Source organism: Aliiruegeria lutimaris (genome assembly GCF_900099935.1).
Classification (GTDB): Bacteria; Pseudomonadota; Alphaproteobacteria; order Rhodobacterales; family Rhodobacteraceae; genus Tropicimonas; species Tropicimonas lutimaris.
In genome coordinates, this window is sequence record NZ_FNEK01000014.1 from 21913 (window position 1) to 47427 (window position 25515).

The 25515-nt window shown below is 63.0% G+C and carries 23 protein-coding genes and 2 pseudogenes; 13 read left to right on the plus strand and 12 right to left on the minus strand.

The genetic code is table 11. The annotated features are described in order from the left end of the window. The first annotated feature begins 11 nt into the window (after nucleotides 1-11). On the plus strand, nucleotides 12-764 hold the full coding sequence (locus tag BLR85_RS08495) for an SDR family NAD(P)-dependent oxidoreductase (RefSeq protein WP_170844498.1): 753 nt from the start codon (nucleotides 12-14) through the stop codon (nucleotides 762-764). Nucleotides 765-992: 228 nt separating this feature from the next. Here the strand turns inward: BLR85_RS08495 and BLR85_RS29785 are convergent, their stop codons facing one another. Both BLR85_RS29785 and eutB read right to left on the minus strand, forming a co-directional pair. Next, entirely contained in the window at nucleotides 993-1154 is a 162-nt protein-coding gene (locus tag BLR85_RS29785; RefSeq protein ID WP_244520656.1) for an ethanolamine ammonia-lyase light chain EutC, read from the minus strand. Beyond that, nucleotides 1148-1781 (minus strand): annotated as a pseudogene (gene eutB / locus BLR85_RS30355) (ethanolamine ammonia-lyase subunit EutB). Before eutB ends, BLR85_RS29785 begins: the two are co-directional and overlap by 7 nt. Nucleotides 1782-2103: 322 nt before the next feature. On the opposite strand from eutB, the pseudogene BLR85_RS29800 reads away from it, so the two are divergent. Beyond that, nucleotides 2104-2295: pseudogene (locus BLR85_RS29800) on the plus strand (C4-dicarboxylate ABC transporter); the annotation flags it as partial. Between the two features lie 131 nt (nucleotides 2296-2426). On the opposite strand, the gene BLR85_RS08510 reads toward BLR85_RS29800, so the two are convergent. After that, complete coding sequence (locus BLR85_RS08510; protein ID WP_093153611.1) at nucleotides 2427-3512, minus strand: 4-hydroxythreonine-4-phosphate dehydrogenase PdxA; 1086 nt, start codon at nucleotides 3510-3512, stop codon at nucleotides 2427-2429. 350 nt (nucleotides 3513-3862) lie between these two features. Between BLR85_RS08510 and BLR85_RS08515 the strand changes: the two genes are divergently transcribed. The 4 genes from BLR85_RS08515 to BLR85_RS08530 all read left to right on the plus strand — a co-directional run bounded on the left by BLR85_RS08515 (nucleotide 3863) and on the right by BLR85_RS08530 (nucleotide 7619). Beyond that, a complete protein-coding gene (locus tag BLR85_RS08515) occupies nucleotides 3863-4582 on the plus strand; it encodes a GntR family transcriptional regulator (RefSeq protein ID WP_093153621.1) in 720 nt (239 codons plus the stop codon). Nucleotides 4583-4737: 155 nt separating this feature from the next. Then, on the plus strand, nucleotides 4738-5721 hold the full coding sequence (locus BLR85_RS08520) for a TRAP transporter substrate-binding protein (protein ID WP_093153628.1): 984 nt from the start codon (nucleotides 4738-4740) through the stop codon (nucleotides 5719-5721). 57 nt (nucleotides 5722-5778) lie between these two features. Continuing rightward, a complete protein-coding gene (locus BLR85_RS08525) occupies nucleotides 5779-6342 on the plus strand; it encodes a TRAP transporter small permease (RefSeq protein ID WP_093153637.1) in 564 nt (187 codons plus the stop codon). After that, nucleotides 6339-7619, plus strand: coding sequence for a TRAP transporter large permease (locus BLR85_RS08530; RefSeq protein ID WP_093153645.1), 1281 nt, complete (start codon nucleotides 6339-6341; stop codon nucleotides 7617-7619). The genes BLR85_RS08525 and BLR85_RS08530 overlap by 4 nt, the downstream gene beginning before the upstream one ends. A 241-nt stretch (nucleotides 7620-7860) precedes the next feature. On the opposite strand, the gene torA is transcribed toward BLR85_RS08530, so the two are convergent. Genes torA through BLR85_RS08545 form a run of 3 tightly spaced genes read right to left on the minus strand, consistent with a single transcriptional unit; the run spans nucleotide 7861 to nucleotide 12215 of the window. Continuing rightward, nucleotides 7861-10332 (minus strand): trimethylamine-N-oxide reductase TorA, encoded by a 2472-nt coding sequence (torA, locus tag BLR85_RS08535; RefSeq protein ID WP_093153651.1) that lies wholly within the window; start codon nucleotides 10330-10332, stop codon nucleotides 7861-7863. 52 nt (nucleotides 10333-10384) lie between these two features. Continuing rightward, entirely contained in the window at nucleotides 10385-11020 is a 636-nt protein-coding gene (locus BLR85_RS08540) for a TorD/DmsD family molecular chaperone (protein WP_093153656.1), read from the minus strand. Between the two features lie 25 nt (nucleotides 11021-11045). Continuing rightward, the gene (locus BLR85_RS08545) at nucleotides 11046-12215 is read right to left on the minus strand and encodes a NapC/NirT family cytochrome c (protein ID WP_093153660.1); all 1170 of its coding nucleotides are present in this window, start codon (nucleotides 12213-12215) and stop codon (nucleotides 11046-11048) included. A 129-nt stretch (nucleotides 12216-12344) separates the two neighbouring features. On the opposite strand from BLR85_RS08545, the gene BLR85_RS08550 reads away from it, so the two are divergent. Beyond that, on the plus strand, nucleotides 12345-13082 hold the full coding sequence (locus BLR85_RS08550; RefSeq protein ID WP_212635042.1) for a response regulator: 738 nt from the start codon (nucleotides 12345-12347) through the stop codon (nucleotides 13080-13082). Nucleotides 13083-13095: 13 nt separating this feature from the next. Here BLR85_RS08550 and BLR85_RS08555 read toward each other — a convergent pair whose 3' ends face one another. The 5 genes from BLR85_RS08555 to BLR85_RS08575 all read right to left on the minus strand — a co-directional run bounded on the left by BLR85_RS08555 (nucleotide 13096) and on the right by BLR85_RS08575 (nucleotide 18709). Beyond that, nucleotides 13096-15720 carry an ATP-binding protein gene (locus BLR85_RS08555; RefSeq protein WP_093153664.1) on the minus strand — a complete coding sequence of 875 codons (2625 nt, stop codon included), beginning with the start codon at nucleotides 15718-15720 and terminating at the stop codon, nucleotides 13096-13098. A 427-nt stretch (nucleotides 15721-16147) separates the two neighbouring features. After that, on the minus strand, nucleotides 16148-16810 hold the full coding sequence (locus BLR85_RS08560; protein ID WP_212635043.1) for a phosphoribosyltransferase: 663 nt from the start codon (nucleotides 16808-16810) through the stop codon (nucleotides 16148-16150). A 34-nt stretch (nucleotides 16811-16844) separates the two neighbouring features. After that, entirely contained in the window at nucleotides 16845-17318 is a 474-nt protein-coding gene (locus BLR85_RS08565; protein ID WP_093153674.1) for a host attachment protein, read from the minus strand. A gap of 92 nt (nucleotides 17319-17410) precedes the next feature. Continuing rightward, complete coding sequence (locus BLR85_RS08570) at nucleotides 17411-18394, minus strand: zinc-dependent alcohol dehydrogenase family protein (protein ID WP_093153678.1); 984 nt, start codon at nucleotides 18392-18394, stop codon at nucleotides 17411-17413. Nucleotides 18395-18517: 123 nt separating this feature from the next. Continuing rightward, complete coding sequence (locus BLR85_RS08575; RefSeq protein ID WP_093153682.1) at nucleotides 18518-18709, minus strand: hypothetical protein; 192 nt, start codon at nucleotides 18707-18709, stop codon at nucleotides 18518-18520. On the opposite strand from BLR85_RS08575, the gene bhcA reads away from it, so the two are divergent. The 3 genes from bhcA (at nucleotide 18709) to BLR85_RS08590 (ending at nucleotide 21892) form a co-directional block, all read left to right on the plus strand. Then, nucleotides 18709-19890 (plus strand): L-aspartate--glyoxylate aminotransferase BhcA, encoded by a 1182-nt coding sequence (gene bhcA, locus BLR85_RS08580; protein WP_093153686.1) that lies wholly within the window; start codon nucleotides 18709-18711, stop codon nucleotides 19888-19890. The two genes, BLR85_RS08575 and bhcA, sit on opposite strands and share 1 nt — an antisense overlap. A gap of 61 nt (nucleotides 19891-19951) precedes the next feature. After that, entirely contained in the window at nucleotides 19952-21115 is a 1164-nt protein-coding gene (gene bhcC / locus BLR85_RS08585) for a 3-hydroxy-D-aspartate aldolase BhcC (protein WP_093153690.1), read from the plus strand. A 57-nt stretch (nucleotides 21116-21172) separates the two neighbouring features. Continuing rightward, the gene (locus BLR85_RS08590) at nucleotides 21173-21892 is read left to right on the plus strand and encodes a hydratase (RefSeq protein WP_093153694.1); all 720 of its coding nucleotides are present in this window, start codon (nucleotides 21173-21175) and stop codon (nucleotides 21890-21892) included. Here the strand turns inward: BLR85_RS08590 and BLR85_RS08595 are convergent. Then, entirely contained in the window at nucleotides 21873-22820 is a 948-nt protein-coding gene (locus BLR85_RS08595) for a LysR family transcriptional regulator (RefSeq protein ID WP_093153699.1), read from the minus strand. The two genes, BLR85_RS08590 and BLR85_RS08595, sit on opposite strands and share 20 nt — an antisense overlap. Nucleotides 22821-23056: 236 nt before the next feature. Here BLR85_RS08595 and BLR85_RS08600 point away from each other — a divergent pair, with 236 nt between their 5' ends. The 3 genes from BLR85_RS08600 to BLR85_RS08610 all read left to right on the plus strand — a co-directional run bounded on the left by BLR85_RS08600 (nucleotide 23057) and on the right by BLR85_RS08610 (nucleotide 25515). Beyond that, nucleotides 23057-23833: a maleate cis-trans isomerase family protein gene (locus BLR85_RS08600; protein WP_093153705.1), complete on the plus strand. Its 777-nt coding sequence runs from the start codon at nucleotides 23057-23059 to the stop codon at nucleotides 23831-23833. A gap of 28 nt (nucleotides 23834-23861) precedes the next feature. After that, nucleotides 23862-24893, plus strand: coding sequence for a TRAP transporter substrate-binding protein (locus tag BLR85_RS08605; protein ID WP_093153709.1), 1032 nt, complete (start codon nucleotides 23862-23864; stop codon nucleotides 24891-24893). Nucleotides 24894-24960: 67 nt separating this feature from the next. Next, a complete protein-coding gene (locus tag BLR85_RS08610) occupies nucleotides 24961-25515 on the plus strand; it encodes a TRAP transporter small permease subunit (RefSeq protein ID WP_093153714.1) in 555 nt (184 codons plus the stop codon).

Consider the following 25515-nt stretch of genomic DNA (forward strand, 5'->3'; position numbering starts at 1 on the left):
GAGGAACCATCATGGCAAAGAACAGAACAGCATTCGTCACCGGCGCGAGCCGCGGCATTGGCGCGGCCATCGCGCTCGGGCTCGGCGCACGCGGCTATGACGTGGGTCTGAACGATATTCCCACACAGGAAGGCGAGCTTTCGCAGGTCGCTGACAAGATCCGGGCGATGGGCCAGAAATCCGAGCTTTACCTCGGAGATGTGAGCCTCAAGGCGTCCTGCGAGGAGATGGGGCAGAAATTCCTCGCCGATTTCGGCCAGATCGACGCGCTGGTAAACAATGCCGGCATCCTGATCGCCGGCGCCGTGGACGGGCTTCCCGAGGAGGTCTGGGACAAGGTTCTGGATGTGAACGCCAAGGGCGCCTTCATGATGATCCAGGCCTTCCTGCCGACGATGAAGGCGCGGGAATACGGGCGGATCGTCAATATCGCCTCGATCGGCGGCAAGCACGGCGCGCCGGAACAGGCCCATTATTCGGCCTCCAAGGCCGCCATCATGGGCTTCTCGCGGGTACTGGCACAGGAGGTCGGCCCGCTTGGCATCACCGTCAACTGCGTCTGCCCGGGCATCATCCTGACCGAGATGGGGCGGGTGAACCTCGAAGATCCGGCGATCCGCGAAGCCTGGCAGGACAAGACCGCCATGGCGCGGATCGGCGCGCCAGAGGATGTCGCCGGCCCGACTGCCTTCTTCTGTTCGGATAACAGCGCCTTCGTCACTGGCCAGACTCTCAACGTGGATGGCGGGATCGTCTTTAGCTGACGCAACTGTCGCTCAGCATTGGCGGGGTCCTTCCGATCCGCCAACGCATGAGACGACGTGCCGGGGCATGGCGCGACCGCCCTGCCCCGGCGCAACCGGTTTCTCAGCTTTCATCACGCAATTGAGTTTCGGAAACCGGATCGGCAAGCATCCGGTCCTTGTCGGCGTTCTCCTTCAAACCGGTTCCCGTCAGTCCCAGAACCAATACCTTCGGCTGAGCCACGCGATCTAGCGCGCGGCCCCGGCATGGTCGAGCCCGCCTTGGGTTTGGGTGTTGGAGATGCAGTTGCGTTCGCTGTCGCGCCGACCTGGGTGCGGGGCAAAGGTGAGATAGGCACCCAGACTATCGGCCTCGATCATTTCGATGGTGTTGGTGACATGGGTCAGCACGCAGGTTTGCGCCGGGATCGCGTGGCGGTGTCGATATTGTCCGGTGCGAGGTTCACGCCGATCACCGCGTCGCCCACTCCTAAGGTCAGACCGTCTAGCGTCGAGGCGGCGGTGCCCGCGAGATGGTCGGCCGGGTGGTTGGGCTGGAGCCGGGAGCCCAGCCGTCCGGGCAGACCGAGCGTAGTGCGGAACGCGGCGATGACCTCGACTTTGTGCGCCACGGCAGTGAGATCGCGGTTGCGCATGATCTTGGAGACAACCGCGGCCATTTCCGGCGTGAGCCCGGGGCAAGCGCGGCGAATACCGGAAATGGCCGACGGTCATGTGGGCCACGGGTGCGAAGGCGGCTGCATCCAAGGTGTCGAAGACCAGCCTTGTGACTTCATCCGCCTCGTAAGGGATCAGCGGTTCCTCAAGGAAGTCCGCAACGGCAGTTCGGCGAGAACCATCTGGGCCGCGACCCGTTCCACCGCGCTTCCTGCAAGCGCTCGCCGGCCCGCCTGGATTTTGATCGTCTAGACAAATCCTTGCCCGGCCCTGTCGCGCGCCCCACGACTTGTTGACAGCCCTGCCCCTCCGGATGCGAACTAAAGCGCTATGAGGAAGAAGAAACAGCCGCCGACGCATTCGAATGCCGGGGCGGACAGATCGAGGCCGGGCAGATCATGGAAATTGCCAGACGTTACATCCATTTCGTCGACGGGTTGAACCGGATCATCGGAAAAATCGCGATGTACGAAATCTTGGTGATCATGGCGATCCTGCTGTAGTCCTCGATTTCGAAAACCTTCTTCCTGTCATCGCGCTCTGGACGCTGGAAATGGCGCCATTCGCCATGGTCGCCAAGTACCTGCTCGGAGGCCTCTACACGATCCAGATGGGCGACAACGTCCGGATGGACCTGTTCTACGGCGAGTGGTCCGAGCGCAAGAAGAGCCAGATCGACACCATCACCGTGCTCATCAACCAGTACGGGCTTAACGAGATCTGGGATGCCGAGTATTCCACGGTGGGCGTCAAGCACATCTCCGCCGACTCCTGGCATTCCTGCCATTTCGCCACCAAGGTCCCGATCAACTCGCTCGACGATCTCAAGGGCAAGCGCGTCTTCACCTTCCCGACCGCCGGCCGCTTCCTGGCGCTACGGTTGAAGCCGGCGGCGCGATCTACTGAGATATGTGAAAAGGGGAGCCCTGTCGGTGGCTCCCCTTGTGAAACATCCTTGACGACTAACGGGATTTCGGGCGGAGACGCGTCCGCCCCCCGCCCGGCTTATGCGCCGGGCTTCCGCCATTCCGCCGTCGTGTCGAGCGCCTGCGCGATGCAGGAAGCCAGAGACTCCGTCGGCTCGCTCACGTCGCCGCGTTTTTCCAGCTTCGCCAGCTTGCGTCCGAGATTCACGGCGTTGCGGGTGGCCCCGAGATCCGCGATCCCCTGCCCGGCTATGTCGTAGGCCGTGCCGTGGGCCGGCGTCACGATCGGAAACGGGTAGTTGGCAATCAGCGTCACGCCACGGTCGAAGCCGATGAGCTTCATCGCGATCTGGCCCTGGTCATGGTACATCGTCATGACCGCGTCGAACTCGCCCTTCGTTGCGCGAACGAACACGGTATCCGACGGAACCGGGCCGGTGACGGCCAGCTGAAGCGCACTGGCGCGCTCCACGGCGGGCTGGATGACATCCTCATCTTCCGTTCCGAAATTGCGGCCGTCGCCCGCATGCGGGTTCAAAGCCGCGACGCCGATACGCGGATGCGCGAAGCCTGCGCCCCGCATCACCTTGTCCGTCAGCACGAGGCTCTGGAAGACCCGATCCTCCGTGATCGTTTCCGCGACCTTGCTCAGCGGGATATGAGAGGTCACGCGGGCGTTCCAGACCTCGTCCAGAACGTTGAATTCGCGTCCGCTCTCGGCGGGGTGAATCGTGGCATCGATAAAGCCGATCTCGTCGACATAGTCGGGCTGGCCGAGCCGCATCGCATGCTTGTTGAACGGTGTGAAGAAGACCACGTCCGCATATCCCGCATTCGCGGCAAGCAGCGCGGCACGGAAATTCTGCACCGATGCCAGACCGCCCGCCTGGCTGGCTTCGCCCAAAGGAACCGATGTCGGGTCGCAATTGCGAAGATCGATCATGAAACTGCCCTCCGGCAGGCCCGCATCGGCCTGCTCGGGTGACAGGATCGGCAGATCGAGGGTCACGCCGGCGGCTTCCGCACCGCGTTCCAGCACGCGGCGATCACCCAGGACCATGAGGTCTCCAGTGTTGGACTCCGGATCGGCAATCACCTTCGCGGCCAGTTCAGGCCCGATCCCCCCGGCATCGCCGATCGCCATTGCAACCTTGAAGCTCGTCATGGTCTTTTCTTCCGTTCTTTCTGTTCCATGGTCAGCATGGACGTTGCGGCCATGCCATGTTCGGCACGTGTTTCAATGCTTTGCGGATATCGTCCGACAGAGTTCTTGAAAACGTACATTTTCCGGATGATGCCCAACCAGGCGGGCCGCACCGCCCGCGATGCGGACGCTTCTCGACAACGCCATCAAACGCCTCCCTGGCCGTCGTGATTCGGCCCTCGTTTCAACTTGTCTGACCAAGTCTTAGCTCATCCGACAACCTGGATCAAATTTTGTATGCAATATGCATTACGCAGTATTGACTCGAGAAGAGGCCTCAGATTACGAATTTGGGTAACAGGGAGGAACGAATGGACGCGGAGTCATCTCGGGTCGAGAAGAACGCGGTCTCGCCGGTCAAGATCGACCGGCGGTCGCTGCACGGCGAGATCCTGACACGTTTGCGCACCATGATCGTCGAGGGCGACCTCGCGCCCGGCGCGCGGATCAACGAGGTCGAGATCTGCACCCAGTTCGGTGTGTCGCGGACGCCCCTTCGGGAGGCGCTCAGGTCGCTCGCCAGCGAAGGACTCGTGGAACTCGTCCCCAGCCGAGGCGCTGTTGTCCGGGAATTCTCCGCGAAGGAAGTGCGCGACACGATCGCCGTGATCCGAAACATGGAGGAATTTGCCTGCGTCACCGCCTGTGCGCAGGCATCAGACGCCGGCATCGGCGAAATCCGTGCGCTGCACGACGCCATGGAGGCCGCCTATGAAAAGGGCGACAGGCGCCATTACTACAACCTGAACCAGCAGATTCACACGCACCTGGTCGATCTGGCTGACAACTCGGCCCTGTCCCAGGTCCATGAAACGCTGCAGGCGCGCATGAAGCGCTTCCGCTACGCGGGGCACGAGGGTCCCGAGAACTGGGCCCGGGCAATTGCCGAACACAGGGGAATGATCGAAGCGCTGGAGGCGCGCGATCCTGACCGGCTCAAGGCTGTCATCGGTCAACACCTGGGCGCGGCCTGGGAACGTGTGGCCGACATGTTCGCCGCGACGCAGGAGGGAACGAAGGAAAAGCACTGAACGTGGTGGCGGTCGCAATCGGCCGGCACGTCGCGCAGTGCAGGAGGAATTCGGGAATTACGCTCCAATGCCGATGGGAACGGCGGCGGAGAACTGTTTCCGATCTAATGCGCAGGCAGAGACGTCTGCGTCCATTCAAGAGGGAGGAAGGTCTCATGAACAAATTCACCAAACGCCTGACCACTGGCATGCTCGCCTGTACGGTGTCGCTCGGCGCAATGGCCGCGATGGCGGATACCTATGTCGTTGCCGTCGGCTCGGCCTCGAACAGTCTTCAGGGCCTGAGCGCCAAGAAGTTCGCCGAGGATCTCCAGGCCAAGCTGGGCGATGCCCACACGGTCGAGTTCTATGCTGACGGCCAGCTTGGCGACGACAAGGAACTGATGCAGAAGATCCGGCTCGGCACGGTCAACTTCACGCTGATCTCGTCGATCATGACCAACGTCGCGCCCGAATTCGCGCTTTTCGACATGCCGTTCCTGGTTCAGAGCCGGGATCACCTGAAAGCGATCGACAAGGAAATCGTCCAGCCGGTCCTCGCGCCCAAGGCGGCCGAAGAAGGCCTGAAGCTGATTTCCACTTGGGAAAACGGCTTCCGCCAGATCACCAACAACACCCGGCCCATCAACACGCCCGCGGATCTTGACGGCCTGAAGATCCGCACCCCGTCCTCGGAATGGCGCGTGATGATGTTCAAGGAATGGGGCGCCAACCCGACGCCGATGTCCTTCTCGGAAGTGTTCGTCGCACTGCAGACCGGCACCATGGACGGCCAGGAAAACCCACTGACCAACATCACCGGCGCCAATTTCCAGGAAGTGCAGAAATACCTGTCGCTGACCGGCCATGTCTACTCGCCGATCTACCTGCTGACCTCGATGAAGTCCTGGGACGGCTATCCTCTTGACGTGAAGGCCGCTGTCGAGGAAGTCGCCGCCTCCGTTCAGGACTGGGCGCTGGCAGAAGGCGAGAAAGCCGACAACTCGCTGGTCGACAAGGTCAAGGCTGCCGGCATGGAAGTGAACGTGGCTGACAAGGCCGCCTTCATCGAGGCCGCCGCGCCGATCTACAAGGCGTTCGCGGAGAAAGTTCCCGGCGGCGACGAACTCGTGAGCAAGGCACAGGCCCTCGCGAAGTAACAGACCCCACACTGCCGGCCGGGATGTTCCCGGCCGGCGGATCTTCGGACAGGACCCATGATCGCATACTTCCAAAAGGCGCTCCTGCGCCTCGTGGAGACCATATCGCTTGCTCTGCTGGTGATACTGGCGCTCTCCGTGCTCTACTCCACCCTCATGCGCTATCTTGGCGCCTCGCCCACGTGGTATGACGAGATCGCCAGCGTTCTGCTCGCGTGGCTCACCTATTTTGGGGCCACCTACGCGATGCTGATGCGTCAGCACATGGGCTTTGCCGGGCTCGTGACCGCGCTTCCCGGCAAGTTGTCTGTCGGGCTTGCCCTGTTCGGCGAGTTGCTGGTTATCGTCTATTTCGCCATCACCGGCTATTTCGGTTACCTCGTGCTCGAGGTCGCGGCCTATGACGCGCTGCTCAGCCTGCCGTGGCTCTCTCTCGACTATATCCAGGCGATCATTCCGATCTCCTCGGTGCTGATGATCGTCAGTTCCCTGCTGACCATGCCGCAGGCGATCCGCGATGCCGCCGAAGGCGTCGATCCCGAGCATGTCGAGATCGAAGAGGCCATCGCCGAAGCCGAGGTGGAAGCGAAATCCTACACGTTCAAGGAAAACCGGTCATGATCCTGCTTGCTACGACCGTTGTGCTGATCACCCTGATCATGATCAACGTACCCATCGCGGTGGCCATTGGCATCGTCGCGCTTGGCGGCTTCGCGTTTACCACCGGGACGGAGCAGCTCACCAGCATGGCCATCGCGCTCTATAGCGGCGCGACGTCTTTCCCGCTGATTGCGATCCCGCTCTTCATCCTGGCCGGAAACCTGATGAATACTTCGGGCATCTCGGTCAAGCTCATCAACTTCATCACAGCGCTGATCGGTTTCGTCCGCGGCGGGCTCGGCATGGTCAATATCGGCGTCTCGATGGTCTTTGCTGAGATCTCCGGCTCCGCCGTGGCCGATGTCGCGGCCACGGGTACCGTGCTGATCCCGGAAATGAAGCGCCGGGGCTATTCGCGCACGCTCGCCGCGGCGATCACGTCCTCCTCGGCCTCGCTCGCTATCATCATCCCGCCTTCCATCGCCATGATCCTCTACGGCGCGATCTCCGAGACATCCGTGCTGACGCTCTTTGTCGCCGGTATCATCCCCGGTTTTCTCGGCGGCGGTCTGCTGATGGTCGTCACTTACATCCTGGCCGTTCGCTATGACCTGCCGCGCGCCGAAGGGTTCGACCTGCGGCTTGTCGCAAAGACCTTCCGCGAAGCTTTCTGGGCCCTCACCCTACCGGTGATTATCCTTGGCGGCATCCTGACAGGTATCGTGACGGCCACCGAGGCCGCTGGGCTTGCCGTGTTCGCCGCGTTCGTCATCGGCGTCTTCATCTACGGCAATCTCGACCTTGCACACCTGCGCCGTGCCATGCTCGAGGGGATCAGCCAGACCGGCGTCGTGATGCTGCTGGTCGCCACCTCCGCCGCACTGGGCCTGTTCCTGACCCAGGCGCAGGTGCCGCAAAACCTAGCAGCGCGGATCACGGAATACACGACCAACCCCTTGATCGTGTTGGCCCTGCTGAACATGCTCCTGCTGGTGCTCGGCATGTTCCTGCACGGCGCAGCGGCGATCATCCTGGTCGTGCCGGTCGTGATGCCACTGGTGAACGCCGTGGGCATCGATCCGGTTCATTTCGGCATCATGCTGACGCTGAACCTCGCCATCGGACAGCAGACACCCCCGGTGGCCTCCGTGCTCATCACCTCCTGTTCGATTGCCAAGTCGGGGATATGGGAAACCTCGCGGACCAACCTGCCCTTCATCGGCGTTCTTGCTTTCATCCTGCTGCTGGTGACATACGTGCCGCAGGTGTCGCTGATACTGCCGAGCCTGCTCGACTAGGACGGCCCGACCCGGTCGTATCTCGTGAAGTTGATCCTGTCGGGCGCCCAGCCTTGTAGAAAGCCTGGGCGCCCGACTTGCACATCCCGGTTCTCGAAACCTCACCCGGGGCTGGTCCCTACCCCCTTCCCCAACAACGCAAAAAATAGCCGCAGCGGTCGCGCCGCTGCGGTTGTTTTTCTTGCGATCCTTCCGCTGGCAATATCGTCAGCATTTCCGCGAAGGGACGGTTTCGGAGGCGTTAGCCGTGCACCGGCTCGGAGAAGGCCGTCACGGCAGGGGCGTCGCCCTGAAACAACTCAAGTTCGGCCATGCAGGTGCAACCAGCGGTGCCCTGTGCGAGCTTCGACGTCGGAATGTCCGGCGTGAGCACGTTCGGATCGCCGTATTTGCAGACCGATCCCGCCTCGCTGGCGTCCGCCGGGTCGTACCAGGCGCCTTCCTGCAACTGGATCACGCCGGAACGCGTGTCTTCGGTGACGACCGCCCCGGCAAGAACCTGACCGCGTCCGTTGAAGATGCGCACCACGTCGCCGGACTTGATTCCGCGCGCCTCGGCATCCTGCGGATTGATCCAGCACGGCTCCCGACCGGCCACATTGTAGATGTCACGCAGCTTGGCACTGCCATTTAGCTGCGAGTGCATCCGGTATTGCGGGTGGTTCGAGTTTACGTGCAGCGGATAGGTCGTGTCCTGCTGCCCGAGCCATTCGACCGGTTCGAACCATGTCGCGTGCGGCGGGCAATCGTCATAGCCGTATTTCTCGATCGTGTTCGAGTAGATCTCGATCAAGCCAGACGGTGTCGGCAGGCCGTTGAGAAGCGGGTCCTCGCGGAAGTCGGCATATTTCGTCCGGTAGAGCGCCGCTTCCGGCGTTTCGAACTCGACAAGGGGAACGCCGTTCCAGAACGTCTCGAAATCGGGCATGTCCACGCCCATCGATGCGCCCTGTTCACGTGCCGCGGTATAGATTTCCTCGACGAAATCCATATCCGTCCGCCCGCCCGAGAACTCCGGCTCGACACCCAGTCGGGTGGCAAGGTCCTTGAAGATGTCGAAGTCGTTGCGGGCTTCGAACACGGGATCGATGATCTGCTTCATCCCGATGATCGCCTTGTTGGCCACGACACCGACACGGTCGATATCGTTGCGTTCGGCCGAGGAGGTCGCCGGCAGGACGATATCGGCATGACGCGCCGTCGCCGTCCACTGGTAGTCCTGAACAATGAAGGTCTCGATCTTCTTCCAGGCCTCGACCATCCGGTTGCGGTCCTGATGGTGGTGGAAAGGGTTGCCTCCGACCCAGTAGCTGAGCTTGATATCGGGGTAGGTGAAGGTCTTGCCGTTGTGATCGTAGCTCGCACCGGGGTTGAGCAGCATGTCGACGACACGGGCGCAGGGGATCGAGTTGGTCCCCTTCTCCGCCGGCCATTCCTTCAACTCCTTGCGGTCGCCGATCGCGAAGGAGGGGCTGCCGAGCTTCGGGCCGTTGGCCATCGGAGCGCCGGGATTGTCGAGATGATACCGCTGGCAGAAGCCGCCGCCGGGCAACCCGATCTGGCCGACCATGGCCGCGAGCGTGACGAAGGCCCAGGGGAACTGCTCGCCATATTGCTGCCGTTGCGGCGTCCAGCCGCTGACCAGCATGGAGCGGCCCTGGGTCAGGCGACGGGCGAGGTCGCGGATGGTGTCGGCCGGGATGTCGGATTTTTCCGCCGCCCATTCCGCCGTCTTTTCGACGCCTTCCTCGTTGCCCATCAGGTATTCGGCGAAGATGTCGAAACCGGTGGTGCAGTTTTCAAGGAAATCGCGGTCCAGAAGCTCTTCGGTCAGCAGGGTGTGCGCCATGCCGAGCGCGAGCGCGGTGTCCGAATGCGGACGCACCTGCAGCCATTCCCCGTCGAGAATCTTGCAGCCCTCGGTTTTCGACGGATCGATGAAGACGGCCTTCTTACCGGCCTTCTTCATGTCCTCGAACCAGGCATATTCGCCGTGGTCCGGGATCGCCGCCGAGATCTGGTTGTTCTTGAGCGGATCGGTGGCCCAGAACACGATCAGGTCGGTGTTCTCGACGATGGTCTGGTGGGTGGATTGGGGGCCGAAGGCGTCGACCTGGCCGAGCACGTAGGGCATGATCGCCTCGATGCCCGCCTTGGAGTAGTTGCTCGACGAGACAACACTGCCGCCGGTGAGGTTCATCAGCCGCTTGAGCATCGTCTGCGGGTTGTTGGCCCGGCCGTTCGAGCGCCAGCCATAGGTTCCCGTGTAGATCGCCCAGGGGCCTTCCTGTTCCTGCACGCGGCTGATCTCGCCGGCGACAAGTTCCAGCGCCTCTTCCCAACTTACGCGGACGAAATCGCCCGTGCCGCGGGTTTCGGGCGCGGAGCCCGGCCCGTTTTCCAGCCAGTCCCGCCGGACCATCGGGTAGCGGATGCGGCTGGAGGAATAGACTATGTCCTGGAAACCTTCCAACTGCGGCGTCGGGTGCGGGTCACCTTCCCACGGACGCAAGGAGGTGAAACGGCCTTCCTCGACCTTGGCCCAGAAAGCGCCCCACTGGCAGGACTGGAGATATTCTCCGTCCACCACGGTTGCGGCCGCGGCCGGACGGAGTCCGAACGGCAGCGTGGAGAGCGCCCCGCCGGCCGCCAGAGCCGACGCAGTGGTAAGGAACTGCCGCCTTGATAGACGGAATGACGTCTGTGTTTTCATGACATGATCTCCTGTTGTGGTAGTGCCGTATCGGACTTCAATTCGTTCGGCGTCACGCGGCTGCTTCAGCGTCGCCGGTATCTTCGGCCAGCAACGTCGTCATGGCCCTCGCGAGGGCTGCATAGAATCCGGTGGTGTCATTCTCGGCGCAGGCTCTGGCGAAGGCCGGCACCCAGCTGCGCAGACGGGCGCGGAGATTGGAAATTGCCAGCTCCGCGTCGATGCCGGTGATCGTGGCGTCAAGCCGCAGGAACTGCTCCAGAAGCGACAGTTCGATCGTCAGGTGATCGGGCGGTTCCACGAAACCCTCGGCCGGTTTCAGGCCGGTGCTTTCCAGAAGAGCGGCCATTTCGGCGACGGGCTCCTGGAACAGCCGGCCCGTTCCGCGATAGGCGGATTCGAACGGTGGGGCGCCCTTCCCGCCGGCGACGCCGAGAAACAGCAGGAAATAGGCCCGGTTGAGCTTTGCCTGCGCCTCCGCGTCGGTGGGCGGTTCGAGCAGCGCCGACAGGGCCTGCGCAAGGTCGTCGCGAAACCTCGCGTCTTTCTCCAGGAAGGACAGGGCGGACAGGGACTGCTCCCGTCGCAACGCGGCGATATCCTCCAGTTCGAGCGGAGCTCCGAAAAACACCGCAAAATCCCTGAAAAGATCGGCTTCGAGTGTTTCGTTGCTGTCGTCTCTCATCATGATCGTTCCTCTCAGGCGTGCAGGGTTAGGAATGTTCCTCCCCGTCCGGCACGTTGTATTGAAGGTAGGATTTCAGGAAGTAGACCTCGGCCGCGTCGGGACTGGTGTTGTTCTTCATCCCGTCGACGATCCCGATCCACTGGGTGGCCGTGAAGTGACCGAGCGGTGTCAGGCTGTGGCAGCCGCCACAGGCCGCCTTGTACATTTGCTCGCCATAGGCCCAGAGTGCCGCCTCGTCGGAGACGAGGTTCGCAAGCGCTCCCCATGCCTCGAAGGTGACTTCCTTCCAGGTCTGGCCGGTATCCGTGTCCACCATGGTTTCGCCAAATTGTGCGGTCTGTGCGAATTCCGCGTTCACGGCGGCCTCGATGATGCGTTCGCCCTGGCGCGCGACGATCAGGCGTTCGGCGCCTTCACGCTGCCAGCCCTCCATGCGGACCTTCGCTAAATCGCCGTCCCTCTCCAGGACGGTCACACGGGTGCCCGGCAGGATGCGTCCATCCTCCTTCTCATGGGCCTGTGCCTTTTCATTGCCGGACCAGATGCCGTCGAGTCCGAGCGCGAACAGCACGTCACCCTCATTCGCCTCGATTGCGGGGCTGGCCTGCAATGCCGCGAATTTTTCCCGGAACCCGCTCGACATGTCGGGCATCTTGTGTGCGATGCCCTTGTGGCAGTCGATGCAGGTATCGCCATTGGCAAAGCCCTCCTGCATCCGCTTTGCGGCATCCGCCGACTGCAATTCGACATTCATGGCGTGCTGCTGATGACAGCTGCGGCATTCGCGGGAGTCGGTCTTCTCCATGTAGGTCCAGACCCGCTCGGCCATCTCCAGCCTGTGGGCCTCGAATTTCTCCGGCGTGTCGATGATCCCTTTCCAGGAACTGTAGAGCTCACCCAGGGCCTGGTAGTGGTCGACGAGACTTGGGACGAGAGGTTCGGGAACGTGGCAATCCGCGCAGCTTGCCTGCACGCCCGAGGCGTTGGAGTAGTGCGGGCTCTGCTGGTATTCAACGTAGACGGTATCGCGCAGCTCGTGGCACGAGATACAGAATTCGGTGCTGGTGGTGGCTTCCATCGCCGTGTGGAGTCCACCCAGAAACAGCATGCCGATTACGATGCCTGCCGTGCCTGCGATACCGATGGCAACCGGTGTCGTCAGCCACCGGAAGACCGGAGCGATAGGGTTCTTCATTGTTGGTCCGGGGACAGTCTGTTATTTCGTTGGGAGCGACTTGTCCGGGCAATCTAGACGCGGGATGTAAAGTCAAATGGCGGCAATTGTGAACGAACCCACTGCAATTGTTAATGAAATGAGACGAGCATGAGCATGAGGTGGAGAATTCCCGGGAAATCCCCCAAGGGTATCCGCATTGCCGTTGTCGATGACGAACCGATCATCCGCGAGACACTTGGCGCGTATCTGCGCAACGAGGGGATCCAGGTTTTCGACGCGGAGAGCGTGGACACGCTCGTGCGCCTTCTGGATCGGCAGACGTTCGACCTTATCCTTCTCGACATCCGCCTTCCGGACGGGGACGGCCTCATCCTGATGCAGCAGATCCACGCCGAGACGGATGTGCCCGTGATCCTGGTCACCAGCAAATCCGAGGAAGTCGATCGCGTCATGGGGCTCGAACTCGGCGCGGACGACTACATCACCAAGCCGTTCTCGCCGCGGGAGCTCCTTGCACGCGTAAACACCGTGCTGCGCCCGACAGCCAATATCCCGGGCGGGCGAGAACCGACCGGCGCGCGCCGTTTTGCGGGCTGGTCGCTGGATGTCGGTGACCGCCGGCTGACCTCGCCCGATGGCGATCCCGTCCGCCTGACCCATGCCGAATTCGACCTGCTCGCGGCGCTGGTCTGCCATCCGGGCCGGGTCATGAGCCGCGACGAACTCATCGGTGCGATCGGCGGGCACGAGTGGAATCCGAACGACCGGACGATCGACGTGATCGTGAGCCGCATCCGGCGCAAGATAGAACCCGACCCAAGCAAGCCGAGCATGATACAGACCGAGTACGGTATCGGCTATGTCTTTGCCGAACCGGTCACGTAATCCGCGCCGTCAGCTAAGGTGCCCGGTCCAGCAGGGCCAGCTCCCGGGAGGCGCGCAGTTCGAAGGCCTCCAGTTCCGTTACGAAATTCTCCGCCATGTCTTCGATGATGCGGTGCACGCTCTGGGTATCCCTTGCATTTGCGGACGTTTCCAGTCGCGAAAACCACTCCGAAATCCGGTTCGCGCCCACGTGCCGGGAAGCCCGCTTCATCCGGTGTGCAATCTCGGCAAGGCCGCAGAAATCGCACGCGGCCCCGGCCCGCAGCAGGCTCGCATAAGCGGTGGGCGCCTCCGAATTGTAGAGCTCGAGCACTTTGCGCGCTCCCTCGACCCCCAGATCGCGCGCCTGTTCCGAAAGCGCCCCCAGTGTCCGCAGCACCGACGCATGCTCCGGTTGCCGCGGCAGCGCTCCGATCGCCATTGCGATGGTCCGTTCGAGATCTTCTCTGGAATAGGGCTTGGCAAGGAAGCCGTCGAACGGGTTGCCCTGGTTTTCGGACGCGCCCCCCGCCGTGACGGCCACGACCGGGACCATGGCGCGCGTCTCGTGAGCGCATCCTCGGATACGTCGGGTTGCCTCGGTGCCGTCCAGCTGTGGCATCGCAAGGTCCATGAGCACGACTTCGAAATCTGCGGCGCCTGCGCGCTCAACCGCCTCGAATCCGGCTGTCACCACCTCGACACGGTGCCCTGCCCGCACCAGCATCGTCCGGACGATCAGGGCGTTGACGGAATTGTCCTCGGCGACGAGGACGTCCAACCGCGGCAGCGTGAACGTCTCTGTCTCCCGGCAAGCGGCCTCGACCGAGGTCTCCTCGAGGAAAAACGGGATGCAGAAGGTGAATGTCGTTCCCCGCCCCGCACCCGGACTCGCGATATCGATCTCGCCGCCCAGCAGATCGAGAAATCCCTTGCAGATCGCCAGCCCCAGCCCGGAGCCGCCGAACCGGCGCGACACGCTGCAATCGGCCTGAGAAAACGGTTGAAAAAGCGCCTCCCATTCCGGCTTGTCGATGCCGATCCCCGTGTCGCGGACGGTGAAACCGACCCAGACCTGTCCCGCCTCGGACGGTCTGTCCAACCGGTGGACATGCAGATCGACGCTTCCCTCCGGAGTGAACTTGATGGCGTTGCCCAGAAGGTTGAACAGGATCTCGCCGAGCTTGCGGGGATCGCCGACAAGCTGGTCAGGCACATTCGGATCGATCGCGCAGCGATACTCCAGGCCCTTTTGTGAAGCGGAGGGCGCAACGGTCGCTTCAACCGTGGCAATCCTCTCGGAAAGCGAAAACGGGATCCGTTCGACGGAAACCCGTCGCCGCTCGATCCGGGTGTAGTCCAGCACGTCGTCGAGAAGCTCCCGCAGCAGCTGGCAGGAGCCTTTCAGCACATCCAGCCATTTGCGTTGTTCGCCGCGCGACTGGCTCTCCTCCAGCAGTTGCACGGCGCCCAGGACCCCGTTGAGCGGCGTTCGGATTTCGTGGCTCATCGTCGCCATGAACTCCGACTTGGCCCGGTTCACCTTGCCGGAATGTTCGATCAACGCATCGCGCATGTCGTCGATCTGCCGATTGAGGCGAAGTCCCTCCAGTTCGCGGCACCTGAGCGCCTCCAGGGCGGCGGCGATGGCTCCCGGCTCGTCGTTTCGCAGTGGGACGGGAACGGGCCTCTCCAACTCCCCCCGGTTAAGCCGTTCCACGGTGGCCTTGAGCGATTGCAGCGGTAGCGAGAGCCGACGACGGACGAAACGGAGCGAACTCACGCCGAAAGCCACGGCGATCAACAGCGCGAGAATGGAGGCAGCCCCGACAAGTGCGGCGTGCCGCTTGCGGGCTTCCGCCCTGTCGACGATGAGATCGAGGCTGTGATTGCCGATGCCAAGGATGGAGTCATAAGCGGAAACGCAGTTTTCGAACCAGCCAACAGTGTCATAGGCGGAGCGTCCGGAGTTCGAGAGGCCCAGCAGCACTTCGTCCATGACCGCCTGTGCCCGCGCGGTTTCCCTGCGGCCCTGCGCAACGGCGTCGGTGATCCACGCACTGTCGGGAAGAACGCCCGCGGCCCAGTCCATGCGGTTCCAGAGTTCGCTATAGGCGCCCACGTCTGCCCGCCAGCGCCAGACCTGCTGTCTCGTCAGCGGAATGTCGGTCTGCACGGACTGCCTGAACCGGGAGCATTGTCGCGCATACCGGTCGCGGACCGCATAGGACAGCTCGCGCACGGAGAGCAAGGCGCCGAGTTCCGGGTCGACGGCATGAAGTTGCGCCCCGATCACCGAGCTGGCTCCCCGCGCCGCCTCGGCAAGCTCGTAGATCGCCTGCCGCCACGGTTCAATCCGTTCGACATCGCGCTGCGCGCGCGGCCGGGCAGCCTCTTCGAAGAGCAGTTTCGTGTTGATGGACACTCTCTGCGCGGCCTCGATGAACGTATCGGTCGCAGCGTCGATTTCCGGCAGTCCAGAGGTTTCAAGCTCTTGCAGGGTGCGTTTATGCAGTTCTTCGGTCAGTGCGACCGTTTTTTGGATCGCTTGCTGCGGATCGTCCTGCGTGAGAAGCGCCACGCCAACCGTACCGATGCCGACCCGAATGTGCGCGGCGGTGCTGAACAGGTTGCGATCGAGCGCGGCGATCTTCGGCATGCGCGTCGCTTCGACCGTGTTATGCTAGGAAAAAACCGGCGGTAACCAACGCGCCAAGGACGATGATTGCGACGGCGATCCAGTGAAACAGAAGGACAGTACGGGAGACCGAACTCGATGACATCTTTGGTTCCTCCGAGCGCAGCGCGTTCATGGCCGCGACACGGATACGTCGTTTTCAGGAGCCGGATCGAGAACGTATAAGGACGCAGGGACGCGGACATGTCGCGCTACCGTCGGGCGGGCGATGCCCCCGGCGGGTCCGGAAACACCTCAAGGCTTCGTCTTTCGTCCTTCCGGGCCGCGACGCCGACGCCCTGCCCCGCGCGGGCGGCATCGCTCCGTTGCCGCCTTCTCGCAAAAGCGCACGCAGGACCGCCCCGTCAGAACGGACGGCGAGCGGCTCCGACCTGAAATTGTCGAACAATCAGCTACTCTCTCTCAGATACGCTACGACCTCGGCATCGCTGACCTGATCGAACCGCTGATAATGTGCCCCAACCGACCAGAACGGGCTCGGCGTCTCAAGGCAGATCACCAGACCGACACGCGTCCGTAGGTCTGCCACCGTGTCGGCCGGCGCCACGGGAACGGCCAGCAATACCCGGCGCGCCCGCCTCTGTGCCAGGCCTTTCAAGGCGGCGCGCACCGTTGCGCCCGTGGCGATGCCGTCATCCACGACGATGGCATCGCGGCCCTCCACCGAAACCGGCGACCGCCCGGGCAGGTAGATTTGCCGCCGCCTCTCGAGCTCGGCCAATTCCCTGTCCCTGATCGGGATCAGGTCCTCCCGGGTCATGCCGGCCATGCGCAAGACCTCCGGGTTGACGACCATCTGCGGATCATGGCCATCGACCACGGCGCCAACGGCCAACTCGGCCTGGCCCGGCATCCCGAGCTTGCGGACCATCAGCAGGTCCAGCGGCGCGCTGCAAATCCGCGCGACTTCCGCGCCGATGGGAACGCCGCCACGCGGAAGCGCCAGAACAACCGGATCCGGCTCCCCCGGAAGCTTGCGAAGCGCCTCGCGAACCGCCTCGCCAAGCGCGCGGCCCGCTTCGGTGCGATCCCGAAAAAGCGCGGATCTCATTTCATGCATCCTGGTGGCAATTGGGTCGGATGGCCTACCATGCCTCGACCAGGTGTTCGGCGATCTTGTCGATTGGCTGCCCGGTCAGGGTCTTGGGAACCTCCGCCAGCACGCTATCCCGCAGCTTCGGCACCATGGCCTCGCGCAGGGCACCCAGCATCCGGGACGGCGCCGCAACCACCAACCCTTCGCTTCCATCGGCCGCGAACAGCCTTGCGCATTCGCCGGCGATCTTGGTAGCAAACGCCTCCTCGTCCAGGCGTGCGAAATCCGGCTGTTCCATCGCGCTTTTCGGACCTCGCGGGCCGGCGGCGCCATGGCTGTCGGGCCGCCTGCCAGGCGGATTTCCCTTCAGGTCCCGCTCCTCACCGGTCGCATCGGCCTCTATGGTCTTGAGAAGCTTGAGCGATGGATGAATGGCCGTCCCGCTATTTTGAAGAAACAGCGCCTTTCGGGCGTCACACACAATGATCGTTGCGCTTTTGGGTAAGCGTTGCAGACTCGGCATTATCCGCCTCCCCCTGTCTTACATCGCGTTTCCGTGGCTTGATTATACCACCAATACATTCCTTTCGCCAATGAGTTGGCGATGTCCGGGCTTCATGGAAGCAGGACGGCAGCTCCGGTCAATTGACCGCGGCGAAGCCGGTCGAGCGCGATGTTGGCCTCTCCCAGGGGAAAGGTCTCGACCTCGCAGCGAACACCCGCTTGCCGGGCGAGCGCGAGGAATTCCTCGCCATCGGCCCGCGTGAGGTTGGCCACCGAGCGGACCTGTCGCTCGCCCCAGAGGATCTCGTAGGGGAATGAGGGGATGTCGCTCATGTGGATCCCGCCACAGACGACAATCCCGCCCTTGCGAATGCCCCGCAGCGCGGCCGGCACAAGCGCGCCCACCGGTGCGAAGATGATCGCGGCGTCGAGCTCTTCGGGGGGCATCTCGGTCGAGTCCCCGGCCCAACAGGCTCCGAGCCGGCGCGCGAAGTCCTGCGCTGCCGTGTCGCCGGGGCGCGTGAAAGCAAAGAGCCGGCGTCCCTGCCACAGCGCGACCTGCGCCATGATATGCGCCGCGGCTCCGAAGCCGTAGATTCCGAGCGTTGCGGCATCCCCGGACATTTTCAGCGACCGATAGCCGATCAGCCCGGCACAGAGCAGCGGGGCCAGTTCCGCGTCGCTGCCCTCCGCGGGAAGCGGGAATGTGAAGCGCGCATCGGCCACGCAGGCCTCGGCATAGCCTCCATCGATCGTGTAGCCGGTGAAACCCGGCGCGTCGCAGAGGTTCTCGGCATGCTCCCGGCAGTAGCGGCAGCAGCCGCAGGCATGGCCGAGCCACGGCACGCCGACGCGCTGGCCCTGCTTCAGAGTGCTCACTCCGTCGCCAATCGCTCTCACCCGTCCGACGATCTCGTGGCCCGGAACGAGCGGCAATTTGGGTTTGGTCAGATCGCCGTCAACGACATGCAGGTCCGTACGGCAAACGCCGCAGGCCGTTATTTCGATAAGGACCTGCCCCGGACCGGGCCGGGGAAGTGGCAGATCGGACAGGACGAGCGGTTCGCCCTGCCGCTCCAGTACCATCGCGCGCATGACTGCCCTCCATCCGTTCGGTTCCACCGGCCCCTGAAGGGTGACCCGCCGCTTTTTGCAGGTCCATGATCCATTCTGCCACGCCCCGTGATCACTCGCCGGACCCGGTGCCAACCTGAGTTCTCAATTCGAGAATGCGCCATTGCCAATTTTGACATGGATGACAATGCGCGCGCCCGTTAGGCTGCCCGAAACAACCGCCGAAAGATCACGCCAGACATGCTTGCCGTTCTTCTGCCTTGCGGTTGCGAATTTCTGACGGACGGCGAACGCAATCGCCGAGGCGGCGCGCCATGCCACTTCCAGGAGCCCCAATGAGTTTTCAGAATCCCGTCTTCATCCCGGGGCCGACCAACATTCCCGAGCGCCTTCGCAAGGCATGCGACATGTCAACGATCGATCACCGTTCTCCGCTGTTCGGTCAGATCCTGAGTCCTGCCCGCGAGGGCGTGCGGAAGGTTCTGAAAAGCGACAACGCGGAGGTCTTCATCTTCCCCTCTACCGGCACTGGCGGCTGGGAAACGGCGCTGACCAACACGCTCTCGGACGGTCAGAAGGTTCTGGCCGCCCGGCATGGCATGTTTTCACAACGCTGGATCGATATGTGTCAACGCCTCGGCCTCGACGTCCAGGTTGTCGAAACGCCCTGGGGCGAAGGGGTGCCTGTGGATCGCTACGAAGAGATCCTGTCCGCCGATACCAACCACGAGATCAAGGCCGTTCTTGCCACGCATAATGAAACCGCAACCGGCGTGACATCCGACATTGCCGCCGTTCGCAGGGCGTTGGACGCGGCGGGTCACCCCGCGATGCTCCTTGTCGACGGAGTCAGCTCCATTGCCTCGATGGATTTCCGCTTCGACGCGTGGGGCGTCGACGTGGCGGTGACCGGCTCGCAAAAAGGGTTCATGTTGCCCGCCGGCCTTGCCATCCTCGGGTTCAGCCCGAAGGCGCTGGAAGCCAGCCGGTCGGCCGGGCTGCGGCGGGTATTTTTCGATGTTCAGTCAATGCACGAGAGCTACGCCAAGAACGCCTACCCCTATACCCCGGCCTTCGGGTTGCTGAACGGGTTGAACGAAGCCTGCCGGATGATGCTGGACGAAGGACTGGAGAACGTCTTTTCCCGCCATAACCGGATTGCCGAAGGTGTCCGCGCCGCCGCGAATGCCTGGGGCCTCGATCTCTGCGCCCGTTCTCCGGAGCTTTATTCGGACACGGTCACCGCGATCTGCACACCCAGGGGCTTCAATTCGACCGATATCGTGACCCATGCGGCGGACGCCTATGGCGTCGCCTTCGGGGTCGGGCTTGGCGAGGTCGCGGGGCGTGTTTTCCGGATCAACCACCTTGGCAGCATGACCGATGTTATGGCGCTTTGCGGGATTGCCACGGCTGAGATGTGCATGGTGGATCTCGGCCTCGACATCTCGCTGGGCAGCGGTGTGGCGGCGGCACAGGAATATTACCGAATGCACCGAAACTCTTCTGGAGCCTGAACGCCGACGGTATCAAGATCCACGCCAGATTGCCCCGGCGACAATGAACAGAGACAGGCCAATGAACGCATCAATCCCCATCGACGATCTTGAACTCGGCTTCGACTTTCCCGCGCTGCCGGGCATGGACGCGGCCGACATCCAGACGCCCTGCCTTGTTCTCGACCTCGACGCGCTGGAGCGCAACATTCGAAAGATGGGCGAGTATTGCCGCGCGCACGGCATGCGCCACAGGGCGCATGGCAAGATGCACAAATCGGTCGACGTGGCGAGGTTGCAGGAACGGTTGGGCGGTGCGGTTGGCATCTGTTGCCAGAAGGTATCCGAGGCGGAGGTCTTTGCGCGCGGGGGCATCGGGGACATCCTGGTGTCGAACCAGGTCCGCGACCCCGCCAAGATCGATCGCCTTGCGCGGCTGCCGAAACTGGGCGCACGTATCATCGTTTGCGTGGACGACCTCGACAACGTGGCGGAACTGGCGGCGGCGGCACAGAAGCATGGCACCGAGTTGGAAGTCTTCGTCGAGATCGATTGCGGCGCCGGGCGTTGCGGTGTAACATCGACCGATGAGGTTGTGGCCCTGGCCCGCGCCATTGACGCGGCTCCGGGGCTGAGCTTCAGCGGCCTTCAGGCCTACCAGGGCGCGGCGCAACATCTTCGCAGCCATGAAGACCGCAAGGCGAAGCTGGATGTCGCCATCTCGATGGTCAAGGAAGCCGTGGCGGCGCTGAAAACGGCGGGATTGGAGCCGATGCTGGTCTCTGGTGGCGGCACCGGATCCTATCAGTTCGAGTCCAACTCCGGCGTCTATAACGAGCTTCAATGCGGCTCCTATGCCTTCATGGATGCCGATTACGGCGGCGTTCTGGACGAAAACGGCGAGCGCATCGATCAAGGGCAATTGGAAAATGCGTTCTTTATTCTCACCCAGGTGATGAACCACGCGAAGGCGGACATGGCGGTTTGCGACGCGGGGCTGAAGGCGCAGTCGCTCGACAGTGGATTGCCGGTCATCCACAGGCGCGACGATGTGAAATACATCAAGTGCAGCGACGAGCATGGGGTCATCGCGGATCCGAACGGTGCGCTGAAAGTCGGTGACAAGCTCCGGCTGGTGCCGGGCCATTGCGACCCGACCGCCAACCTGCACGACTGGTATGTCGGCCTTCGCGACGGCAAGGTGGAAACGCTTTGGCCCGTATCGGCACGCGGAAAACTCTACTGACGTCCGGAGACCCCCATTCCCGCCATCGCCATCGCCGCCCCCCATCAGGATCCGAACATGACGACAGTCGAAGCCATCTCCCGCGCGCTCCTGGAGGCGCGTCGTACCGAGCGCCGCCTCGATGCGAGCACCCTTCCGGTTCCGGACTACGACGAGGCGCTTGAGATCCAGCGGCGGGTGCAGGCAACGATTGGCCCGGTCGGCGGGTTCAAGGTGGCGCGTCGGGGCGAGGCCTCCCCTGTCATAGCTCCCATCCCTGCCTCCCTGATCCTGCCGTCCGGCGCAACTGTGCCCGTTCGCGACCAGATGGGGATCGAACTGGAAATCGGGTTCGAACTGGTCGCCGAGCCAACGACGGAAATTCTGGCAGATCCGAAGGCCTTCTTCCGACCGCGCATCGTTCTGGAGCTTGTCGATACCCGTCTTGCCGGGGGAGCGGATGATCCGATGATGAAACTCGCGGATATGCAGATCAACGCGGGTCTCATTCTAGGCGCCGGCCCGGAGGATTGGGACGGCACCGATTTCGGAGCGGTCAGCGCGTCCCTTCGATGTGGCGACCGACAGGTCGTGGACGGCGAAGCCACCGTCCCTGGCGGCTCGGCGCTCGCCAATCTCGCGCTTTTCTGCGCCCATGTCGGAGACCATTGCGGCGGGTTCCGCAAGGGTCAGACGATCATCACCGGATCCCTTTCGGGACTCGAATACTTCCCGGGCGGGACGCACGTCGCGGGCCTCATAGAGGGCTTCGGCGAAATCAGCTCTCTTTTGGAGTGACCGGCTCTCCCCGCGCCTCGGCAAGTCGCTCCGTGGTGCGCGATACAAGGAACTCTGACACCAACCGCGCCGCGCGCGACAACGGCCGGCGTGAATCGATGACCACGGAGATCGAGGGCGCTACCAACCCCTTGTCCTTCAGCGGCAGCAGCAGCAGTTCTCCGCGCTGAAGTTCGGGGAGAACGTCGAGTTCCGACGTGATCATCGCCAGCCCGCCCTGTCGCAATGCGCATTTCAGCAGTTGCAGGGAATTGGACGCCAGCACCGGCGCGTTCTCGACAAAGAACCAGGCGTGGCGGTTGTCGAGATACTGCCGCGTGGGAAGGATCGCGCTCTGCGATACCAGCGCGTGACCGCTCGCCTTTGCCAGGGTGATCTCGGGTTCCCGGGCCAACGGGTGCCCGGGCGCGACGATACAGCCGAAGCGAAGTTTCTGGTTCCAGACAACGTGCTGATGGCGCAACCGCGGCATGTTGAAGGCCATGGCGACCTCGACCGTTCCCTCGTCCAGCGCGCGCGCCGCATCGATCGGCGCCACGATGTCCACGTTCAGCCGGATGTGGGGGTGCTCGTCCAGAAGCCAGCTGTGCAGCTCCTCCAGAACGCCGTTTGCAAGGCAATCCATCGCGGCAATCCGCACGCTGCCGCGCTCCTGTCCGCGCAACTCCTGCAGGTCGGTTTCGAGCCGCTCCGCATCCGACCGCCAGCGACGTGCCATCACGACCATCGCCTCGCCGGCCGCCGTCGGGCGCATCCCGCGCGGCAAACGCTCGAAGAGCGGTGCGCGATTCGCCTCCTCGAGAGACTTGATATGCCGGTCGATGGCCGAGGCCGCGATTCCGAGCGCGCGCGAGGCCGCTTGGACAGATCCGTGTTTCGCCACCGCCTCGACATAGAGCAACGGGCGTGGAACGAGGTGAAAATTCATGCAGATGCCGCCATTATTTCATTCTCATTTTGAGAATGAATCATTACTTCTTTTGTTATAGTTGGCAATCCAAACTCTCTCTACCGTGAAGGGAACGCAACCCGAAGGACACGCTCCCAAGATGTCGATGACAGCCGGAAACACCCACGCCAGAAGGTCTCGGGCATGACTTGGGGTCTTGTGCTCAGCCAACGGGCGGCCCGGCTTGTCATGCGCACCCTCTCGGAGGACAGCCAATGAGTTTCCTTCCCGTCGACGGTCGCCGCGTGGGCATGCTGACGCCTTCGTCCAACACGGTGCTGGAGCCCTACACCTCGGCCATGTTCGCCCCTGTTGGGCAGCAGGCCAGCGCGCATTTCGGACGGTTCCGGGTGGTGGAGATATCGATGTCCGACGCCTCCCAATCCCAGTTCACGCTGGAGCCGATCCTCGACGCCGCTGAACGGCTGGCCGAGGCGAACCCGCAACTCATTGCGTGGAACGGCACCTCTGCATCGTGGCTCGGGCTCGACAAGGACCGCGCGCTTTGCGCCGCGATCACCGAGCGGACCGGCATTCCCGCCACATCGACCATTCTGGCCTACGAGGCCCTTTTCCGCGGCATGAACGTGAAGCGCCTCGGGTTGGTGACGCCCTATATCGAGGATATCGAACGGCGGATGATCGCCAATTACGCCGCGCAGGGGATCAGCGTCGTCTCGACGGCGCGGCTCGATGACAAGGGCAATTACAGCTTCGCCACCTACCCTCCCGAACAGGTTGGCGCGATGATCGAACAGGTGGCCGAAGCGAAGCCGGATGCCATCGCGATCGTCTGCACGAATTTCCGCGGTGCGCCCGTCGCCGAGCGCATCGAACAGGCCACCGGCATCCCGGTGATCGACTCGGTCGCCGTGACGGCGGCGCATTGCCTGAAAGTCGTGGGGCTCGACCCCGTGCGTGTGACCGGCTGGGGGAGCGTCTTTTCGCGTGTCTCCGGTCTCGATTTAACCAGTCCACCCGAACGACTCTGACGACAGACACCCACCAAGGAGACCACCCATGATCCGGAAGATCGCAACCTGCGCCGCGGCGCTGGCCGTCCTAGCTGTGCCTGCCGGCGCCGAAACCCTGCGCGTGATGGGTCAGCCCGTCGCAACAGGCCTCATCCAGAAGAATGTCGAACAGCCGTTCTTCGAGAATTTCGCGGCCGAAACCGGCCTGGAAGGCTTCACCGCCGACTACCAGCCCGTCGACGTGACCGGCATCAAGGATACCGAGCAGCTGCGCATCCTCAAGGATGGCCTGTTCGACATCGTGTCGCTGCGCCTGAGCCAGGTGTCGCGCGACGAACCGACGATCCTCGGCCTCGACCTCGTGGGGCTGAACCCCGATTACGAGACCGGTCGCAAGACAGTCGAAGCCTTTGCCCCCATCGTCGACGCCCGGCTGCAGGAGAAATTCAACACCAAGCTGCTCGGCGTCTGGCCGTTCGGGCCCCAGGTGCTCTTCTGCGAACCAGAAATCGGCTCACTGGCGGACCTCAAGGGCCTGAAAGTGCGCGTCTACGACCAGAACCTGGCCGAGTTCGTCAGTCTCGTCGGCGGCTCGCCGGTTCCGATCGGCTTCCCCGAAGTACAGCAATCGCTTGCCCGCGGTGTGGTTGACTGCGCCATCACCGGTCCGTCCTCGGCCAATTCCGCTGGCTGGCCGGAAGTCAGCTCCTACACCCTGCCGATCGCCTTCCAGCTGGCCATGAACGGCTTTGGCATCAATCTCGATACCTGGAGCAAGCTGGATCCGGAACAACAGGAGAAATTGCAGGCCGGGTTCGACAAGCTGTCCGAAAAGATCTGGACCTACTCGGAAGAACTCTTCGTCGATGCCGTGAACTGCAACACCGGCGGCGAGCCCTGCGAGACGGGAACCAAGTACTCCCTCAAGCTGGTCGAGCCCACCGAGGCCGACAAGAAACTGGTCGGCACCGCCGTGCCCAACGTGTCCTTCCCGGCCTGGAAAGAGGTCTGCGACGCGACCAACCCGGGCTGCTCCGACGCCTGGATGAAAACCGTCGGCGCCGGCAAGGACATGTAAGGCCCACCGCCCAAACCCACCGCGCCCGGACCTCGACGGCCCGGGCGCCAGCCATCAGGAGAGAACCATGGATCGTCTCGCCACCTGGATCAGCCGCCTCTTCGGGTGGGCGTTCCTGTTTCTGTCCGCCTTCGTCGCGCTCGAGACGATCATGCGGAAGTTCTTCAACACCTCTCTCCAGGGAGCGGACGAACTCGGCGGCTACATCCTCGCCTTCGGTGCCTCCCTTGCTTTCATCGTCGCGATGATCGACCGAGCGCATATCCGCATCGACGTGATGCACGCACGCTTCCCCCTGAAATTGCAGGCACTGATCGACTGGCTTTCGGTCCTGACGCTGGGGGTGCTCGGTCTTTTCTTCCTTTATGTCGGCTGGTTCGTGATCGCCGACACACTCGAATATGGCTCGACCGCCGCGACGCCTTGGCGCACGCCGCTGATCTGGCCGCAATCGGCCTGGTATGCGGGGCTCGCGGTTTTCGCGCTGTGCTCCTTCATCATGGCCGCCCGTGCGACGCGCCTCTTCCTGAGCGGCCGTCACCGGGAACTGGCCGCGGAATTCAATGCCAAGACCGCCGAAGAAGAGCTCAAGGAAGAGCTCGAACAGCTGCAGGACCGCTGA

What these genes read in the sequence shown, in the direction of transcription:
- BLR85_RS08545 (WP_093153660.1), bottom strand. Translation starts at nt 12,215, where the DNA reads ATGAAGAACCCTATCGCTCCGGTCTTCCGGTGGCTGACGACACCGGTT.
- BLR85_RS08605 (WP_093153709.1), top strand. Translation starts at nt 23,862, where the DNA reads ATGATCCGGAAGATCGCAACCTGCGCCGCGGCGCTGGCCGTCCTAGCT.
- BLR85_RS08510 (WP_093153611.1), bottom strand. Translation starts at nt 3,512, where the DNA reads ATGACGAGCTTCAAGGTTGCAATGGCGATCGGCGATGCCGGGGGGATC.
- BLR85_RS08515 (WP_093153621.1), top strand. Translation starts at nt 3,863, where the DNA reads ATGGACGCGGAGTCATCTCGGGTCGAGAAGAACGCGGTCTCGCCGGTC.
- BLR85_RS08550 (WP_212635042.1), top strand. Translation starts at nt 12,345, where the DNA reads ATGAGCATGAGGTGGAGAATTCCCGGGAAATCCCCCAAGGGTATCCGC.
- bhcC (WP_093153690.1), top strand. Translation starts at nt 19,952, where the DNA reads ATGAACGCATCAATCCCCATCGACGATCTTGAACTCGGCTTCGACTTT.
- BLR85_RS08610 (WP_093153714.1), top strand. Translation starts at nt 24,961, where the DNA reads ATGGATCGTCTCGCCACCTGGATCAGCCGCCTCTTCGGGTGGGCGTTC.
- BLR85_RS08555 (WP_093153664.1), bottom strand. Translation starts at nt 15,720, where the DNA reads ATGCCGAAGATCGCCGCGCTCGATCGCAACCTGTTCAGCACCGCCGCG.
- BLR85_RS08560 (WP_212635043.1), bottom strand. Translation starts at nt 16,810, where the DNA reads ATGAGATCCGCGCTTTTTCGGGATCGCACCGAAGCGGGCCGCGCGCTT.
- BLR85_RS08595 (WP_093153699.1), bottom strand. Translation starts at nt 22,820, where the DNA reads ATGAATTTTCACCTCGTTCCACGCCCGTTGCTCTATGTCGAGGCGGTG.
- BLR85_RS08565 (WP_093153674.1), bottom strand. Translation starts at nt 17,318, where the DNA reads ATGCCGAGTCTGCAACGCTTACCCAAAAGCGCAACGATCATTGTGTGT.
- BLR85_RS08525 (WP_093153637.1), top strand. Translation starts at nt 5,779, where the DNA reads ATGATCGCATACTTCCAAAAGGCGCTCCTGCGCCTCGTGGAGACCATA.
- BLR85_RS08520 (WP_093153628.1), top strand. Translation starts at nt 4,738, where the DNA reads ATGAACAAATTCACCAAACGCCTGACCACTGGCATGCTCGCCTGTACG.
- BLR85_RS08530 (WP_093153645.1), top strand. Translation starts at nt 6,339, where the DNA reads ATGATCCTGCTTGCTACGACCGTTGTGCTGATCACCCTGATCATGATC.
- BLR85_RS08600 (WP_093153705.1), top strand. Translation starts at nt 23,057, where the DNA reads ATGAGTTTCCTTCCCGTCGACGGTCGCCGCGTGGGCATGCTGACGCCT.
- BLR85_RS08495 (WP_170844498.1), top strand. Translation starts at nt 12, where the DNA reads ATGGCAAAGAACAGAACAGCATTCGTCACCGGCGCGAGCCGCGGCATT.
- torA (WP_093153651.1), bottom strand. Translation starts at nt 10,332, where the DNA reads ATGAAAACACAGACGTCATTCCGTCTATCAAGGCGGCAGTTCCTTACC.
- BLR85_RS08540 (WP_093153656.1), bottom strand. Translation starts at nt 11,020, where the DNA reads ATGATGAGAGACGACAGCAACGAAACACTCGAAGCCGATCTTTTCAGG.
- BLR85_RS08570 (WP_093153678.1), bottom strand. Translation starts at nt 18,394, where the DNA reads ATGCGCGCGATGGTACTGGAGCGGCAGGGCGAACCGCTCGTCCTGTCC.
- BLR85_RS08590 (WP_093153694.1), top strand. Translation starts at nt 21,173, where the DNA reads ATGACGACAGTCGAAGCCATCTCCCGCGCGCTCCTGGAGGCGCGTCGT.
- bhcA (WP_093153686.1), top strand. Translation starts at nt 18,709, where the DNA reads ATGAGTTTTCAGAATCCCGTCTTCATCCCGGGGCCGACCAACATTCCC.